The organism is Stenotrophomonas sp. AC248, from assembly GCF_979258185.1.
Genome location: NZ_OZ409840.1, coordinates 2,166,524 through 2,181,290, shown reverse-complemented (window position 1 = coordinate 2,181,290; position 14,767 = coordinate 2,166,524). Strand labels below are relative to the sequence as shown.

The following is a 14,767-nucleotide window of genomic DNA, read 5'->3' as shown; positions in this document are numbered from 1 at the left end:
GCCCGGCGGCTGCGGTTCTCTCTACACTGGAGCGATGTTGACGCCCACCATCGTCCTGTTCGCCTGCATCGCATGGACCGTGCTGCTGTTTGGCGTTGCCCTGTGGGGGGAGCGTCAGGGGCACCGCCTGTCCAGGCTCTGGCCGGCCATCTACGCGCTGTCGCTCGGCGTGCACTGCACCGCATGGACGTACTACGGCGCCGCCTCGCAGGGCGTGCAATGGGGCTTCCCGATCCCACCGACACTGATCGGCATGGCGCTGATTTTCGCCTTCGGCCTGCCGTTCCTGGCGCGCCTCGGGCGCCTGGCCAAACAGCACAACAGCGCCACCATCGCCGACCTGGTGGTCGCGCGGCTGCGTACCGATCAAGGCCTGGGCGTCACCATCACCCTGGTCGCCTTGTTCGGCATCATTCCCTACATCGCGCTGCAGCTCAAAGCGGTCAGCCAGGGCCTCGGCGCGTTGCTGGGCGATCAGTTCGCGCCGGTTGGGTGGCAGCTGGACATCTCGTTCTGGTTCGCGCTGACCATGGCTGCGTTTACCCTGCTGTTTGGTGCACGCAAGGCATCGGCCACCGAGCACAACCGCGGCATCGTGGTCGCGCTGGGCCTGGAATCGCTGTTGAAGCTGACGGCCCTGCTGGCCATCGGCCTGTATGCCGGGCTGTCGGTGCACCAGGCCGGCACGCCCCTGCTGGAGAAGATGGCACATCTGCCGCCGCCGGCCGTCATCCCGGATTTCCTGACCATGGTCGCGCTCGGTGCGATGGCCGCGTTCACCCTGCCCCATCAGTTCCATGTGGGCGTGGTTGAACTGCGCCAGTCCTCGGACCTGAAAACGGCGCGCTGGCTGTTCCCGCTGTATCTGCTGCTGATCGGCCTGCCGTCGGTGCCGATGGCGCTGTCCGGTGCCGCGCAGCTGCCGGCGTCGATGTCGCCCGACCTGTACGTGCTGGCCCTGCCGCAGGCACGCGGCCACCACGTACTGGCGCTGCTGGCGTACCTGGGCAGCCTGAGCGCGGCCACCGGCATGATGATCCTGTCCGGGCTGACCCTGTCGATCATGCTCGGCAACCACGGCGTGGGGTCGCGCCTGCTGAGCGGCGTCACGGCCTTCAACACCGGCGCCGACCTGCGTCCGCGTGTGCTGGCGTTCCGGCGCGCCGGTATCGTTGCCGTGTTCCTGATGTCATGGCTGTACAGCCGCGCGATGAGCGGCACCGAAGCGCTGAGCGATTTCGGCCTGATGTCGTTCACCGCGCTCTCGCAACTGGCACCGGCCGTCCTGTTGGCGGTGTATCGCCCGCGCACGCCCTCCCCGGCCATCATTGCCGGCATCGTGCTGGGCTCACTGGTCTGGCTGTGGCTGGTGTTGCTGCCGATGGTGATCCCGGCCGCGCCGCCGTCTGCCAGCCCCGAGGGGCTGCACTGGCTGGCGATGTTCTCGCTGCGCATGCAGCCGGGCCATATCGCGATCAGCATGGGTGCCAGCCTGGCGGTCAACCTGGCCACGGTTGTGCTGGTGTCGCGCGCCGTGCGTCCCTCGCTGCCACGGCAACGGGACGCGGTGGCCGCCGCGTCGATGCGCAAGACCGCCGGTCGCTTCCTCGGCCCGGAACGGGCACGGCAGCTGATGGACGGCCACGCCGGGCAGATGCTGGATGACGACCGGGTCACCGCCATCGAGCGTGAGCTGACCGCCGTGGTGGGCGCCGGCATGGCGCGGCTGCTGGTGGAGGCCGCACGCGATGGCGGCGCCGCGCCGCTGGACGCGGTCACCCGCGCCGTCGGTGAGGCCACGCAGGTACTGCGCTTCAACCAGCGCCTGCTGGAAGCGGCCTTGGAGAATATGAGCCAGGGCATCAGCGTGGTGGATGCCCAGCTGCAGCTGGTAGCCTGGAACAGCCGCTATGCCGCGCTGTTCAAGTTCCCCCCGGAACTGCTGCAGGTGGGGCAGCCGGTGGTCAACCTCACGGCGTGGGCGTTGGGACAGCTGAAAATCGGCGACAGCCCCGGTGACACCCGCGACAAGGCGTTGCAGCGCCGTGTTGCGCACATGCGCCGCGCTACCCCGCACCTGTCCGAGCGGATATTCCCGGACAACACCATCGTGGAAATCCGCGGCAACCCGATGCCGGGGGGCGGCTACGTGGCCACCTTCACCGACGTCACCGCCTTCCGCCGCGCCGAGGATGCACTCAAGCGCAGTAACGAAACCCTGGAACGCCGCGTGCAGGACCGCACCGCAAGGCTGGAGCAGGCCGTGCACGAGGCCGAGCGGGCCAACGTGGCCAAGACCCGCTTCCTCACCGCCGTCGGCCACGACCTGATCCAGCCCCTGCACGCGGCGCAGCTGCTCACCGACGCCATGTCGCAGCACATTGAATCCGAGTTCCTGGACAGCTTCCTGCGCCAGATCCGCGGCGCCCTGGATTCCACCGACGACCTGCTGTCGGGCCTGCTCGATATTTCGCGGCTGGAGGCCGGTGGACTGGTGGCCGATCCGCGCCCGTTCGCGCTGTCCACCGTGCTGGATCCGCTGGCGCAGGAGTTCGCCGTGCTGGCCGCGGCGCGCGGCCTGCAGTTCCGCCATGTCCGCACCCGCGCCTGGGTGCACAGCGACCCGCTGCTGCTGCGCCGCGTGCTGCAGAACTTCCTGGCCAATGCCATCCGCTATACGCGTAACGGCGGCGTGCTGCTGGGCGTGCGTCGCCGGGGCGACACGCTGTCGATCGGAGTGCATGACAGTGGTCCCGGCATCGCCGCGGAACAGCAGGCGGTGGTGTTCGAGGAGTTCCATCGCGGCGACCGCAGCAATGGCCAGGGCCTGGGCCTTGGCCTGACCATCGCCCACCGCATTGCCGACCTGCTGCACGCACCGCTGGAACTGCACAGCGTGCTCGATCGCGGCTCGGCCTTCTCCATCACCGTGGCACAAGCCACTGCGCCCGCGGCGCCGCGGATTGAAGCCACGGCCGGCAACAGCACCATAAAGGGCATCCGCGTGCTGGTGGTCGACAACGATCCGGACGCACTGGAGGCCATGCGGCAGATGCTGCTTGCGTGGGGCTGCGAGGTCGTCGCGGTGCGGGATGCCCGTGACGTGGGTGCAGCCGCGCACGAGGCCGCGCTGTGGCTCTTCGACTACCACCTTGACCAAGGCGATACCGGGGTTGCGCTGTGGACGCGCCTTGCCGCCGTGCATGGGGCGCGGCCAACGGTGATTCTCAGTGCCGATACCGGCAGCGACACCCGTGAAGCGGTGCGCGAGGTGGGGCTATCCCTGTTGAACAAGCCGTTCAAGCCGTTGGCGCTGCGCTGGGCGATCAATCACCTGCTGGCCACCCCGCGCCCGGCCACCGCCTGACGCAGGATCAGGCGTCCTGCGCTTCTTCGATCTGCCGTGCGGGATCGGTCAACCCCATCTCGTGCAGCACGCGGATGGCCTGCGCGCGATTGCGTACGCCCAGTCGGCCCATGATGCGGGTCATGTGCGCTTTGACCGTGCGCAGCTGCACACCCAGGCGGTCGGCGATCTGCTTGTTGAGCAGCCCTTCGGCCACCAGGCTCAGTACGCGGTACTGATGCGCCGACAAGCTGGACAGGCGTGCGGCAAGGTCGGCGTCCTTGCTGAAAGGCGCCACCCGCGCCACCGGCTCGCGCAGCAGCGCCGGAATCCAGCGTTCGCCCTCCAGCACGCTCAGCAGCGCCGACTGCAGGTCGGTCAGCCCCGAACTCTTGGGGAGATAGCCGGCAGCACCCAGGTCGATGGCACGGCGGATCACGTGCGGCTCTTCGTTGGCCGACACGATGATGATCGCCAGCCCGGGCTGCAACGCGCGGATGGTCGCCAGCCCGGCAAGCCCGTGATTGCCGGGCATATGCAGGTCCAGCAGCATCAGGTCGATCTGCTGGCTCTCGATCGCTTCAAGCACGCTGTGCAGCGAATCGGCCTCGCTGATCTGCAGATCGGCAACGGCCTCTTCGGCCGCGCGATGCAGCGCCGCGCGGAACAAGGGGTGATCGTCGGCGATGAGCAGGGTCGGCATGTCCAGCCGAGGTTAGCAAATCGCCCACCGCTCGGCACGGGTACCTAGGTACGCTGGCGCGGGCTGCCGGGCTTGCTAGGGTGGCGCAATGAACACTCATCGCTCCCTTGCTCCGTTGTGCGCCGCGCTGGCCCTGTTGCCGGGCGGCATCTCCGTCGCCGATGCCGCCGCGCCCCGCTCCACTGCTGCAGCCCCCGTGTTCGAGCAGTGGCGGGAAACCCCGCACCGCGGCCGCGATGAACTGCTGACCGCCGGGCTGGGACTGGACGCCCTGCGCTCGACCACCGCGCCGGCGTTCGCCAACCCGGCCCAGCCAACAGCCGACGAGGCCCGGCGCCGCGCCATCTGGAGCAGCTGGCGCGGCATCGCCGACCTGACCCCCGGTGGCGGTTTCGGCGATGTCTACGGCCGCCTGCAGGCGGTACCCGGCCGCGAATTCTCCGCCTATGCACGCGTCCCCGGCGCGCGCCACCCGCACCGCGTACTGGTGCAGGTGCCCGACACCTTCGATGCCGCGCGACGCTGCCTGGTGGTCGCCGCCTCGTCCGGCTCGCGCGGCATCTATGGCGCCATCGCCGTGGCCGGCAGCTGGGGGCTGACCCACGGCTGTGCCGTGGCGTACACCGACAAGGGGACCGGCAGCGACTACTACGACCTGGACGCCAAGGTTGGCTTCCAGGCTGACGGCACGCCCGCCTCGCAGGGCCCGCTGGCATTCGCGCCCGTCACGCCAACCGCCGCGCACGGCATCGCCTTCAAGCACGCCCATTCGGGCGACAACCCGGAAGCAGACTGGGGCCAACATCTGCTGCAGGCGCTGCAGTTCGGCCTGCAGGCACTGGACCGCGCCTACCCCGAATCCGCCCCGTTCACACCGTCCACTACGCGCACGCTGGGTGTGGGTGTCTCCAACGGCGGAGGCGCAGTGCTGCGTGCCGCGGAGATCGACGGCGACTGGTTCGATGCGATGGTGGCCGGCGAACCCAATGTCTCAGTGGCCGGCGCACCGCCGCTGTACGACTTCGTCACCCAGGCCGCGTTGCTGATGCCCTGCGCGCTGCTGGCGCTGGAGGATCTGCCACAACCGCCGCTGCAGGCACAGGCCGCGGCGGCCGGGAGCCAGCGGTGCGCCCTGCTGAAAACCGCCGGGCAGGTGCAAGGCGATGACACCGCAACACAGGCACGCTCCGCGCGGCAGCAGCTGGTCGACGCCGGCCTGAGCGACGGCGCGCTTCGTGCGGGGGCGTTCTCGACCGGGTTCGATCTGTGGCGTGCCATCGCGGTGACCTATGCGTCGGCCTATGGGCGCTACGGGGCGGACGAGCATCCCTGTGCGTACCGCTTCTCAGCCGCGGCCGCTGACGGCACACCCGGCCCGGCCGCAGCGGCGCTGCGTGCCAGCTGGTGGAGTGAAGGCAGCGGCATCCCGCCGGGCAGCGGCGTGGTGCTGGTGGATGGCAATGCGGCACGCTCGCCAGAGGACCCGCTGCAGGGCATGAACTGCCTGCGCGCGCTTGGCCGAGGCGACAGCGCCGATGCCCGACGGGTACGCACCGGTATCGCCGAGGCTACCGCCAAGGCGCCGCGTCGCGGCCTGCCGATCGTGGTCATTCACGGCATGGACGACGGGCTGGTGCCGATCAGCATGACCAGCGATCGCTACGTGCCCCTCGCACGCAAGGCGGGGGCGCAGATTGCGTACTGGCGCGTGGACAACGCACAGCACTTCGACGCGGTGCTGGCCTTCCCCGACTACCGCAAGCGCTATGTGCCGCTGCTGCCCTATATGTTCGCGGCGATGGACCAGGTGTGGGATCACCTTGAGGACTCTGCCCGCGCCCTGCCGCAGGACGCCCGCATCCAGCCCACGCCCCGCGCGGAAGCACCGTTGCGGCGTGAGCAGCTGTCCATTCCCGCCGCGCCCGGCCGCTGACACGCGCCCCACCAGGAACCCCCCATGTCATTTGCCACCGCCGCAGACACGCCCGCCCCCGACGCCCACGCCTACCCGCTGCTGATCAAGCAGCTGCTGCTCACGCCGCTGGCGGTGCGTCCCGAGCAGGAGATCGTCTACGGCGACAACGTGCGCTTCGACTACCGCACATTGCAGGCCCGTATCGGCCAGCTGGCCGGACTGTTGACGTCCCTTGGGGTCAAGCACGGCGATACCGTGGCGGTGATGGACTGGGACAGCAACCGCTATCTGGAGAGCAATTTCGCCGTGCCGATGCTCGGTGCGGTGCTGATGATGGTGAACATCCGCCTGGCGCCCGAGCAGATTGCCTACACCCTCAACCACAGCGGTGCGCGCGTGATCCTGGCCAACCGCGCGTTCCTGCCGGTGCTGGACGGCATCGACGACCAGCTGCCGGATGTGCGCACACGGATCGTGCTCGAGGACGAGGCCGATCAGCCGCTGCCGGCGGGTTTCGTGACCGAGTATGAGGCCGGGCTGCGTGCCGCCACGCCGGTCAGCCACTTCCCGGACTTCGACGAGAACACCCGCGCCACGATGTTCTACACCACCGGAACCACCGGCCTGCCCAAAGGGGTGTACTTCAGCCATCGACAGCTGGTGCTGCACTCGCTGGCGGGGATGGCCGCGCTGGGCAGTGCGGCCAGCCAGGGCCGCCTGCACCGCGACGATGTGTACATGCCGATCACGCCGATGTTCCATGTCCACGCCTGGGGCCTGCCGTACGTGGCCACGCTGATGGGCATCAAGCAGGTCTACCCCGGTCGCTACCTGCCGGGGCAGCTGCTGGCGTTGATCGCCCGCGAGAAGGTGACCTTCTCGCACTGCGTGCCCACCATCCTGCACATGCTGCTGGGCCACCCCAGCGCGGCCGACACCGATCTGAGCGGCTGGAAAGTGGTCATCGGCGGCGCGGCCCTGCCCCGCGCACTGGCGCAGCAGGCGCTGGCCCGTGGCATCGACATCTTCGGCGGCTACGGCATGTCCGAGACCTGCCCCCTGCTTACCCTCGCCCAGATCGATGCCACCGCCCTGGGCGAGTCGGACGAGGCGCTCTCGCTGCGTACCAAGGCGGGCATTCCGGTGCCGCTGGTCGACCTGCGCATCGTGGACGAAGACATGCACGATGTCGCCCACGATGGCGTGGCTACCGGCGAAGTGGTGGTGCGCGCGCCCTGGCTTACCCAGGGCTACCTGCACAACCCGGACGCGTCGGCGGCCTTGTGGGCCGGCGGTTACCTGCATACCGGGGACATCGGCAACATCGATGCCGCCGGCTACCTGCGCGTCGCCGATCGCATCAAGGACGTGATCAAGACCGGCGGCGAGTGGATCTCCTCGCTCGCCCTGGAGGACATCATCGCCCTGCATCCGGCGGTCAACGAAGTGGCCGTCATCGGCATCACCGACACGAAATGGGGCGAGCGACCGCTGCCCTTGGTGGTCAGGCATGCCGGCAGCGATGTCACCGAAGCCGAGATCATAGAACTGGTCGCCGCGCGCAGCCGCTCGGGCGATATCTCCCGCTTCGCGATCCCGGACCGCGTCAGCTTCGTGGATGCGATCGAACGCACCAGCGTGGGCAAGATCAACAAGAAGAAACTGCGCAGCCTGCATGACCTGGGCGCCGCCGCCGACGCGGGATGATGCGGCGCATGCAGGGCGGGCGTCAGCTCGGCATGCTGGAAGCAACGACGCGCCGCATGCGCCTGCTCATGGCCGTGGAGACAGGCAGTGGGCACTGTATCCGGCCACCTTGGCGCGCAGCCCCGAAACGGTAGGCTCAGCCCCCTCGCCGCCGTCTTCACACAGCCACCATGACGCGACACGGTCTCCACAGCGCCCCCTTGGTGCGTTCCTTGCCGAGGCCGCACCAGCACGCCCCAGGCCCGGCGCCCCGGCCCGATCGACCCCGGCAGCGGCCCCCGAGCGCCCCTTCTGAACCCCTCGTTTGGGCAACCAGACCCAGGATCAGGGACAATAGCGCCCCCAATGCGCGCCCTGCGCGCCCGCCCTGCCGCCCGCACCACGCCAGCCATCGCGCTATCCGGACCCGATTTGAACACCATCGCCCCACCCCTCGACGCTGACGACCTGCCCCTGACCGACCGCCTGCGCGCCGCGCTGGACCTGCTGGAGGCGATCGAGGCCGACCGCACCGTGCTCGACACGCTGCCCGAAGCCGACCGCGTGCGCCTGCACCAGGTGGTGGCCAAGGTCTACCACCCCGAACCCAAGGCGCGCCGGCAGAAGCTCAAGCAGCAGGCCAAGCAGCGCCACCAGGAAAAAGTGGCCAAGGCCGAGGCGCTGCTGGAGCAGACCGGCATCCGCGCCCTGCGCCGCAAGCCGGTGTTCAGCACGCCCAACTACTTCCCGCCGCACGCCGCCGGGCTGCATGACGCCCACAACGGCGAGAACGCCGCCGAGACGACGGATCCGGTGCACTCGCCGGAGCTGCGCCATTGCTATGTGTGCAAGCAGAAGTTCACCCAGCTGCATCACTTCTACGACCAGATGTGCCCGGCCTGCGCCGAGCTCAACTTCATCAAGCGTACCGAAACCGCCGACCTGCACGGCCGCGTGGCGCTGCTGACCGGTGGCCGGGTCAAGATCGGCTACCAGGCCGGCCTGAAACTGCTGCGTGCCGGTGCCGAGCTGATTGTCACCACGCGCTTCCCGCGCGATTCGGCCGCCCGTTACGCCGAAGAGCCGGACTTCGCCGAGTGGGGCCACCGCCTGCAGGTCTATGGCCTGGACCTGCGCCACACGCCCAGCGTGGAAGCGTTCTGCAACGAACTGCTGGCCACGCGCACGCGCCTGGACTTCATCATCAACAACGCCTGCCAGACCGTCCGTCGCCCGCCGCAGTTCTATGCGCACATGATGGCCGGCGAAACCGCGGCGCTGCACGAGGTTCCGGAGACGCTGCGCAAGCTGATCGGCGACTACGAAGGCCTGCGCAGCGCCGAACTGCTGGGCACAACGTCGACCGCCGCGCTGCCGGTGGTGCAGGACCAGGGCTTCAACGGTGCCAACGGCCTCACCCGCGCCGCCGAGCTGTCGCAGGTGCCGCTGCTGGAGGATGAGCTGGTGGCCCAGCAGCACCTGTTCCCCGATGGCCGCCTCGACCAGGACCTGCAGCAGGTGGACCTGCGCGGGCGCAATTCCTGGCGCATGCTGATGGCCGAAGTGCCCTCGGTGGAACTGCTGGAAACGCAGCTGGTGAATGCCATCGCGCCGTTCATCATCAACGCGCGGTTGAAGCCGCTGATGCTTCGTACGCCGGGCCGCGACAAGCACATCGTCAACGTGTCGGCGATGGAGGGGCAGTTCTACCGCAACTTCAAGACCACCCGGCATCCGCATACCAACATGGCCAAGGCCGCGTTGAACATGATGACGCGCACCTCGGCGGCCGATTACCAGAACGACGGCATCCACATGAACAGCGTGGATACCGGCTGGGTAACCGACGAGGATCCGGCCGACATTGCGGCCAAGAAAGTGCAGGAAGAGCGCTTCCATCCGCCGCTGGACATCGTGGACGGGGCCGCGCGCATCGTGGACCCGATCATCCATGGCATCAACACCGGCGAGCACGTCTGGGGCCAGTTCCTGAAAGACTACGCGCCTACCGATTGGTAATGACGCGTTGAAACTCCCCGCAGCCCGGCATACCGGGTTGCGGGGGCATGCGCACCCGTTCCGGGTTTCTCGTTTCAGCAGTCTGCGTCACCGCAACCAGACCGCCCAGGCGTGTATCTTCCGCCGTCGATTCAATCCCGCAGGGTGATATTCGCCTCGCCCCTCCGTTAACACTTCGATGCTGCAGCACCGCATCGCTGAACGGTCGTAGGTATTTTCCTACACGGTAATGAGCGCAAATACGGAATGGTTCTGAGCACCATTTCTCAGTTTGACCTGACAAACAATTATGTGCACCCTAGAAATGCGGCCTGACCATCGTCACTCCGTATCGCCAGGCGTCCTCGCCTTGCCATGGAATGGCCGTATCCCAGAGGCGCCAGCTTCGTCCTGGCGCCTTGATCGCTTCATTGTTGATCAACAGGAGAAAGCGGAATGGAATTGAATGACAACGTCGTTGCAGGTTGGCTCAATGGCGCAGACAGCGTCGACGGCTGCGAGAATCCGGCGGGTTCGCTCTTCATCTACGGCCAGGACGCAACCGATGCCGCGCTGACCGCAATGGCGCCCACCATGGTGACCGGCGGCACCGGCAACTGCACCACCACCATGTCAGTGATCAACCACTGCATGTGTTGCTGATCTAGCCTGTACCGGCGCGCAGCCGAACGTGCTGCGCGCCGTCTCCAGCAATGCCGCATCCGGACACTATCGCAGGGAAGGCAATGGCGGGCACAACCGTAGTCGATTCGTTTGCTCTTGTTCTCAACCACATCACGGCAGACCAGCGCGACGCGCTGTCCAGGCGGCTGAACAGCCTGGCGCCCGGTTTGAGTACCGCGGAAATCGCGCTGATCAGCGCCCAGGCCCAGGCCGCACTGCTTGAAAACGCCCACCTGAAACTCAACCGGCTGTTGCTGCTGGAGCTGCACGCCGCCGTCCGCAGCGGCGCCATCACCGCCACCGATAACGCGGGGCAGTTCGCGCAGTTCGTGCAGCTTGCCACCCACCCCGATTTCAGCGCCCACCTGGACCAGCGCTACCCCGCCTTGCGCCCAAGGTTCCAGCAGATGCTGGCCGCGCAGTGCACTGCCGTCGAAGAACTGGCCACGCGCATCGTCGCCGACCGCGACGCCTTCCCTGCCCTGCTCGGCCGCCCGGCCGGCCAGCTGCTGTCGGTGTCGCTGGGCAAGGGCGACCTGCACTCGCAGGGGCATACCGTTGCCCGCCTTGCATTCGAAGGCGGCAACCTGATGTACAAGCCGCGCTCGCTGCGCATCGACGCCACGCTGGACGCCTTCCTTGGCGCCGTGTTCGGTGACGTGCCGGACCGGGTGCGGGTGCCACGCGTGATCGATCGGGGCAGCCACGGCTGGGCGGCATTTGCCGCGCACCGCTACTGTGACGGCGACCAGGAGCTGCAGACCTACTACCGCGGGTTGGGCCACTGGCTGGCAGTGCTGCGCCTGATCGGCGGTACCGACATCCATCTGGAAAACCTGATCGCGGTCGGGCCGGTACCGGTGGTGGTCGATGCCGAGAGCGTGTTCGCCCCGGTGATCGAGATCGAAACATCCGGCTACGGGCAGGCGTACGACATCGCCGTAAAGCTGATGATGAATTCGGTCCTGCGCACGGGCATCGTGCCGTTCCGCACCGCGGGCCTGGGCATGGCCGGCGTGGACCTCTCCGCCGCGGGCGCCCTGCCAGGCGAGCAGCCCCGCGTGCGCGTGCCGGTGATTGTCGAGGACCCCGCAGACGGGCCGCGCCTGGGCATGATCGACGCAGACTTCGCCGCGTCACAGAATCATCCATCCCCGCATCCGGACGTGTCGCGCTACTGGGACCAGATCAGCGAAGGCTTCATGCAGGCCAGCCAGCGGCTGCGCGAACTGGACGCGTCGGGGGCACTGATGCCGTTGCTGGCGCCCTTCGAAGGCTGCCAGGTCCGTGACGTGCGCCGCCCCACCATGGCCTATGCCGAAATCGGGCGGATGCTGTGGCACCCGGCGTCCCTGCATGACGAGCCAAAGGCCGTCGCACGCGCGATGGACCTGCTGGTGCGCAATGCGCAGGTGGTGCGCGCGGCGCCATCGGATCCGGCCGCCATCATGGGCGAGATCGACGACCTGCGGCATGGCGACATCCCGATCTTCGCCGCACCGGTTGCGTTGGAGCGGATCAACACCGTGATCGCCAACTGGCGCGACATGCGCATCGACCTGGAAGACGTCACGATCCGCAGCACGCTGGTGGCGACCGATCTGAACCAACATGCCCTGGCCCGGGCAGAGGCGCGCGAAGGCTACTCCTACGCCGCCCGCGATCCCCGTCCGGACAACCTGGACGCGCGCCGGCGTGCACTGGCCGCCGCCGCGGTGGAAAGCCTGCTGCGGTTGTCGGTGCGTGGCGACGATGGGTCGATGACCTGGATCACGCCGGAGATCACGCCCAACGGCTGGACGGTGCAGCCGGTGCGTCCGGACACCTACTTCGGGCTGGGCGGCATTGCCTTCGCGCTGGCCGGTTACTGGCTGGAAGTACAGGCGGGCCGTGCCGATGCGGTTGCCGGCCTGGAGGCGGCCCTGGAGGGGGCGATCCAGGTACTGGCCAGCATGTCGCGGCTGGACCACTCGGAAATGGACGGCGGCTTCGTCGGTGCCGGCTCGCGGATCTGGGCGTTGCTTGCGCTGGCAGACATGCTGGACCGCCCTGCGCTGCTCGACGACGCACGGCACTGCGCGGCGACGCTGGAGCGGCACAGTTTCGATGCGTCACCGAAGTTCGAAATACTGGATGGCGTCAGCGGCGCCATCCTGCCCTTGATCGGCCTGGCCGATGCCACCGGCGAAGCGCGCTGGCTGGCGCTGGCCGCGCGTGTGGCGCGCGTCGTACAGGCGGCCGCCATCGTCGACCATGACGGGGCGCGATGGCCCAGCCCGCAGTTCGACGAACCCATCGGCGGCTTCGCCCATGGGGCGATGGGCATCGGCTGGTCGCTGGCGCGCCTGGCCGCAACCGACGCAGGTACCGCCGCCGAGCGCGACGGGTGGCGGCAGCTGGCCGCGGCGGCATTCGCCTTCCAGGAGGCGCTGTTCGAGCCCGCCACCGGGCGCTGGCGCGACATCCACCTGAAGGACGGCCAGAAGAACTTCCCGACCTGGTGCCACGGCAGCGTCGGCATCGGCCTGGCCCATGCCGACCTGTATGCGCGCACCGGCAGCGAGCAGCACCTGCGCGGACTGCGCCGGGCGGTCGCGGATGCATCCGGCAAATGGGGCTTCAGCCACACGCTCTGCCATGGCGACCTGTCCACCCGCGAACTGCTGCTGCGCGCGGCGGAACTGGACCCGGCCTGCCCGTACGATGTCGACGCGGCCGCCATCGAGGTCATCTCCTCCATCGAGGAGCACCACGGCATGGTGGGCGGCTTGACCCGCGCCGCGTTCACGCCGGGCCTGATGATCGGCCTGGCCGGCGCGATCTACGGTTTCTGCCGGATGCATCCGGCGTGCGTGATGCCGTCGCCCTTGTTGCTGGAGCGTGCACCCGGGGTGGTGCAGCGCAACCAGCAGGCCGCGCCATCAACCCGCGAGGCCGTTCCCGAATACGCCGGCTAGACCGGCGTCACGGCCCGTCGGGCGTCGCGCGGGCCCGCGTGGTGCGGTATTGCATCCGCCCGTTGCGCCAGGTGCCGCGGGTGGTTTCAACATGCTCGCCGTCGGCAGACAACGACTCTTCCCAACTGCCAACCAGCTGCAGCGTGCCGTCGCGGTAGCGATAGGTTTCCGACGCATGCGAACAGCAGCCGCCCCGCGATGCGGAGGTGATGCTGCGATCCTGCGCATTGATCGACAACTGCGGCAGGTCCGACAGCGTGGCGTCGTGCACGAACGTACCGCTGGCCGGGTCGAACAGGAACACATTGGTGGTGCTGTTCGGGCCGGCACCGCCGGACATTCCCGGCGCGAGCAGATCCGGGTGGCCATCGAAGTTCACGTCCACCACCTGCAGCAGCGCATCGGCGTCGCCAACGGGATCGGCCTCGAAATCGCGCAGGACCTGGCGCCGCTGGCCGGTGCGGGCATCCAGCACTTCGATCGCCGTCAGCCTCACGCCGTCTTCGTCACGCTCAACGCCCACGCGGAACGTGGCCTTCGGGGTGGCGGCCGCCTGTGCCACCCAGGTAACGGTGGACATGGCATCGCGGTCAATCCAGCCACGCACCGCGCCGCCGTCCGGGTCGATCTGCTCGACCTGGTACCACGCCGGGGTACGCTGCAGCACGGCCAGGTAGCTGCCGGCGGCAATCGTCGCAACGCTGCCCGCGTCGCTGGCCTGGGCGTGCAACGGCAGCGCCCGGTCCACGTGCAGTACATCCACATAGTCCCGCGGCTGCTGAAGCGCGAATCGGTCGCTGTAGTGCACCACCTCGTACTGGTTGATGTGGCGCCCGTAGGCGACCGCCGCACAGACATCGGCAATGGCGCAGGCGCCGGCCTCTTCGGCGGTGGGTGCGCGCTGCGGCGGCACCTGCACTGTGCCCTGCAGCTGCTTGCGGTCGGCCCAGCGCACCGAGAACGCGGTGGCGGTCCAGTCCAGTGCCGCTTCCCGGTCATTGGCGCCGATGTTGGTGCGGCAGTAGGGCTGCGCGTCGGAATGCGCATTCCAATCCGGGAAGGCGTACGCCGGGCACAGCAGGTTGGCGCTGTTGATGTCGTACCGGTAGGCCGCGTCGGTAACGAACACCAGCTTGTTGAGCTGCGCCTGCGGATCGCGCGAGACGAACGCGTAGCGCACCCGGGCCGCCGTGGGAACGGCATGTTCGTAGCGCTGCTGGTAGGTTTCTCCCGCCGCAGGGGTCGCCGGGGTGGCCAGCAGGTGCGCGTCGGGCTGCAGCGCGTACAGCCCGGGCTGCAGCAGGTCGGGCGCGGCGAGGGTGCTGCCCGCCACGGCCAGGGCCAGTGCAGGCAAAAGGAACGCCATGGGGAATCTCGTTGGCAATACAGAAGGCCGGCGCATGCTACCGCGCCGGCGCACGTGCTGCCCATATCACGGCCATTCGCCCGGTCCGGCACAGGACGGCGCCCTGCAACCG

General features: G+C 68.4%; 8 protein-coding genes. 6 read left to right on the top strand and 2 right to left on the bottom strand.

The genetic code is table 11. The features are described from left to right. Positions 1 to 34 precede the first annotated feature (34 nt). Entirely contained in the window at positions 35 to 3,367 is a 3,333-nt protein-coding gene (locus ACZ0AE_RS09940) for a hybrid sensor histidine kinase/response regulator (protein ID WP_463600964.1), read from the top strand. Positions 3,368 to 3,374: 7 nt separating this feature from the next. On the opposite strand, the gene ACZ0AE_RS09935 is transcribed toward ACZ0AE_RS09940, so the two are convergent. After that, positions 3,375 to 4,049: a response regulator transcription factor gene (locus ACZ0AE_RS09935; RefSeq protein WP_038688314.1), complete on the bottom strand. Its 675-nt coding sequence runs from the start codon at positions 4,047 to 4,049 to the stop codon at positions 3,375 to 3,377. An 88-nt stretch (positions 4,050 to 4,137) separates the two neighbouring features. Here ACZ0AE_RS09935 and ACZ0AE_RS09930 point away from each other — a divergent pair, with 88 nt between their 5' ends. The 5 genes from ACZ0AE_RS09930 (at position 4,138) to ACZ0AE_RS09910 (ending at position 13,289) form a co-directional block, all read left to right on the top strand. Then, the gene (locus ACZ0AE_RS09930) at positions 4,138 to 5,982 is read left to right on the top strand and encodes a 3-hydroxybutyrate oligomer hydrolase family protein (RefSeq protein WP_463600963.1); all 1,845 of its coding nucleotides are present in this window, start codon (positions 4,138 to 4,140) and stop codon (positions 5,980 to 5,982) included. Positions 5,983 to 6,006: 24 nt separating this feature from the next. Then, entirely contained in the window at positions 6,007 to 7,671 is a 1,665-nt protein-coding gene (locus ACZ0AE_RS09925; protein WP_463600962.1) for a fatty acid--CoA ligase, read from the top strand. A gap of 411 nt (positions 7,672 to 8,082) precedes the next feature. After that, positions 8,083 to 9,669, top strand: coding sequence for an SDR family NAD(P)-dependent oxidoreductase (locus ACZ0AE_RS09920; RefSeq protein WP_463600961.1), 1,587 nt, complete (start codon positions 8,083 to 8,085; stop codon positions 9,667 to 9,669). Between the two features lie 435 nt (positions 9,670 to 10,104). Further along, positions 10,105 to 10,311 (top strand): DUF6229 family protein, encoded by a 207-nt coding sequence (locus tag ACZ0AE_RS09915; protein ID WP_038688320.1) that lies wholly within the window; start codon positions 10,105 to 10,107, stop codon positions 10,309 to 10,311. A 188-nt stretch (positions 10,312 to 10,499) separates the two neighbouring features. After that, the gene (locus ACZ0AE_RS09910) at positions 10,500 to 13,289 is read left to right on the top strand and encodes a type 2 lanthipeptide synthetase LanM family protein (RefSeq protein ID WP_463600960.1); all 2,790 of its coding nucleotides are present in this window, start codon (positions 10,500 to 10,502) and stop codon (positions 13,287 to 13,289) included. A 7-nt stretch (positions 13,290 to 13,296) separates the two neighbouring features. On the opposite strand, the gene ACZ0AE_RS09905 is transcribed toward ACZ0AE_RS09910, so the two are convergent. Beyond that, positions 13,297 to 14,655, bottom strand: a complete 1,359-nt coding sequence (locus ACZ0AE_RS09905) for an XAC2610-related protein (protein ID WP_463600959.1) — start codon at positions 14,653 to 14,655, stop codon at positions 13,297 to 13,299. Positions 14,656 to 14,767: the final 112 nt, after the last annotated feature.

What these genes read in the sequence shown, in the direction of transcription:
- ACZ0AE_RS09940 (WP_463600964.1), top strand. Translation starts at nt 35, where the DNA reads ATGTTGACGCCCACCATCGTCCTGTTCGCCTGCATCGCATGGACCGTG.
- ACZ0AE_RS09935 (WP_038688314.1), bottom strand. Translation starts at nt 4,049, where the DNA reads ATGCCGACCCTGCTCATCGCCGACGATCACCCCTTGTTCCGCGCGGCG.
- ACZ0AE_RS09930 (WP_463600963.1), top strand. Translation starts at nt 4,138, where the DNA reads ATGAACACTCATCGCTCCCTTGCTCCGTTGTGCGCCGCGCTGGCCCTG.
- ACZ0AE_RS09925 (WP_463600962.1), top strand. Translation starts at nt 6,007, where the DNA reads ATGTCATTTGCCACCGCCGCAGACACGCCCGCCCCCGACGCCCACGCC.
- ACZ0AE_RS09915 (WP_038688320.1), top strand. Translation starts at nt 10,105, where the DNA reads ATGGAATTGAATGACAACGTCGTTGCAGGTTGGCTCAATGGCGCAGAC.
- ACZ0AE_RS09905 (WP_463600959.1), bottom strand. Translation starts at nt 14,655, where the DNA reads ATGGCGTTCCTTTTGCCTGCACTGGCCCTGGCCGTGGCGGGCAGCACC.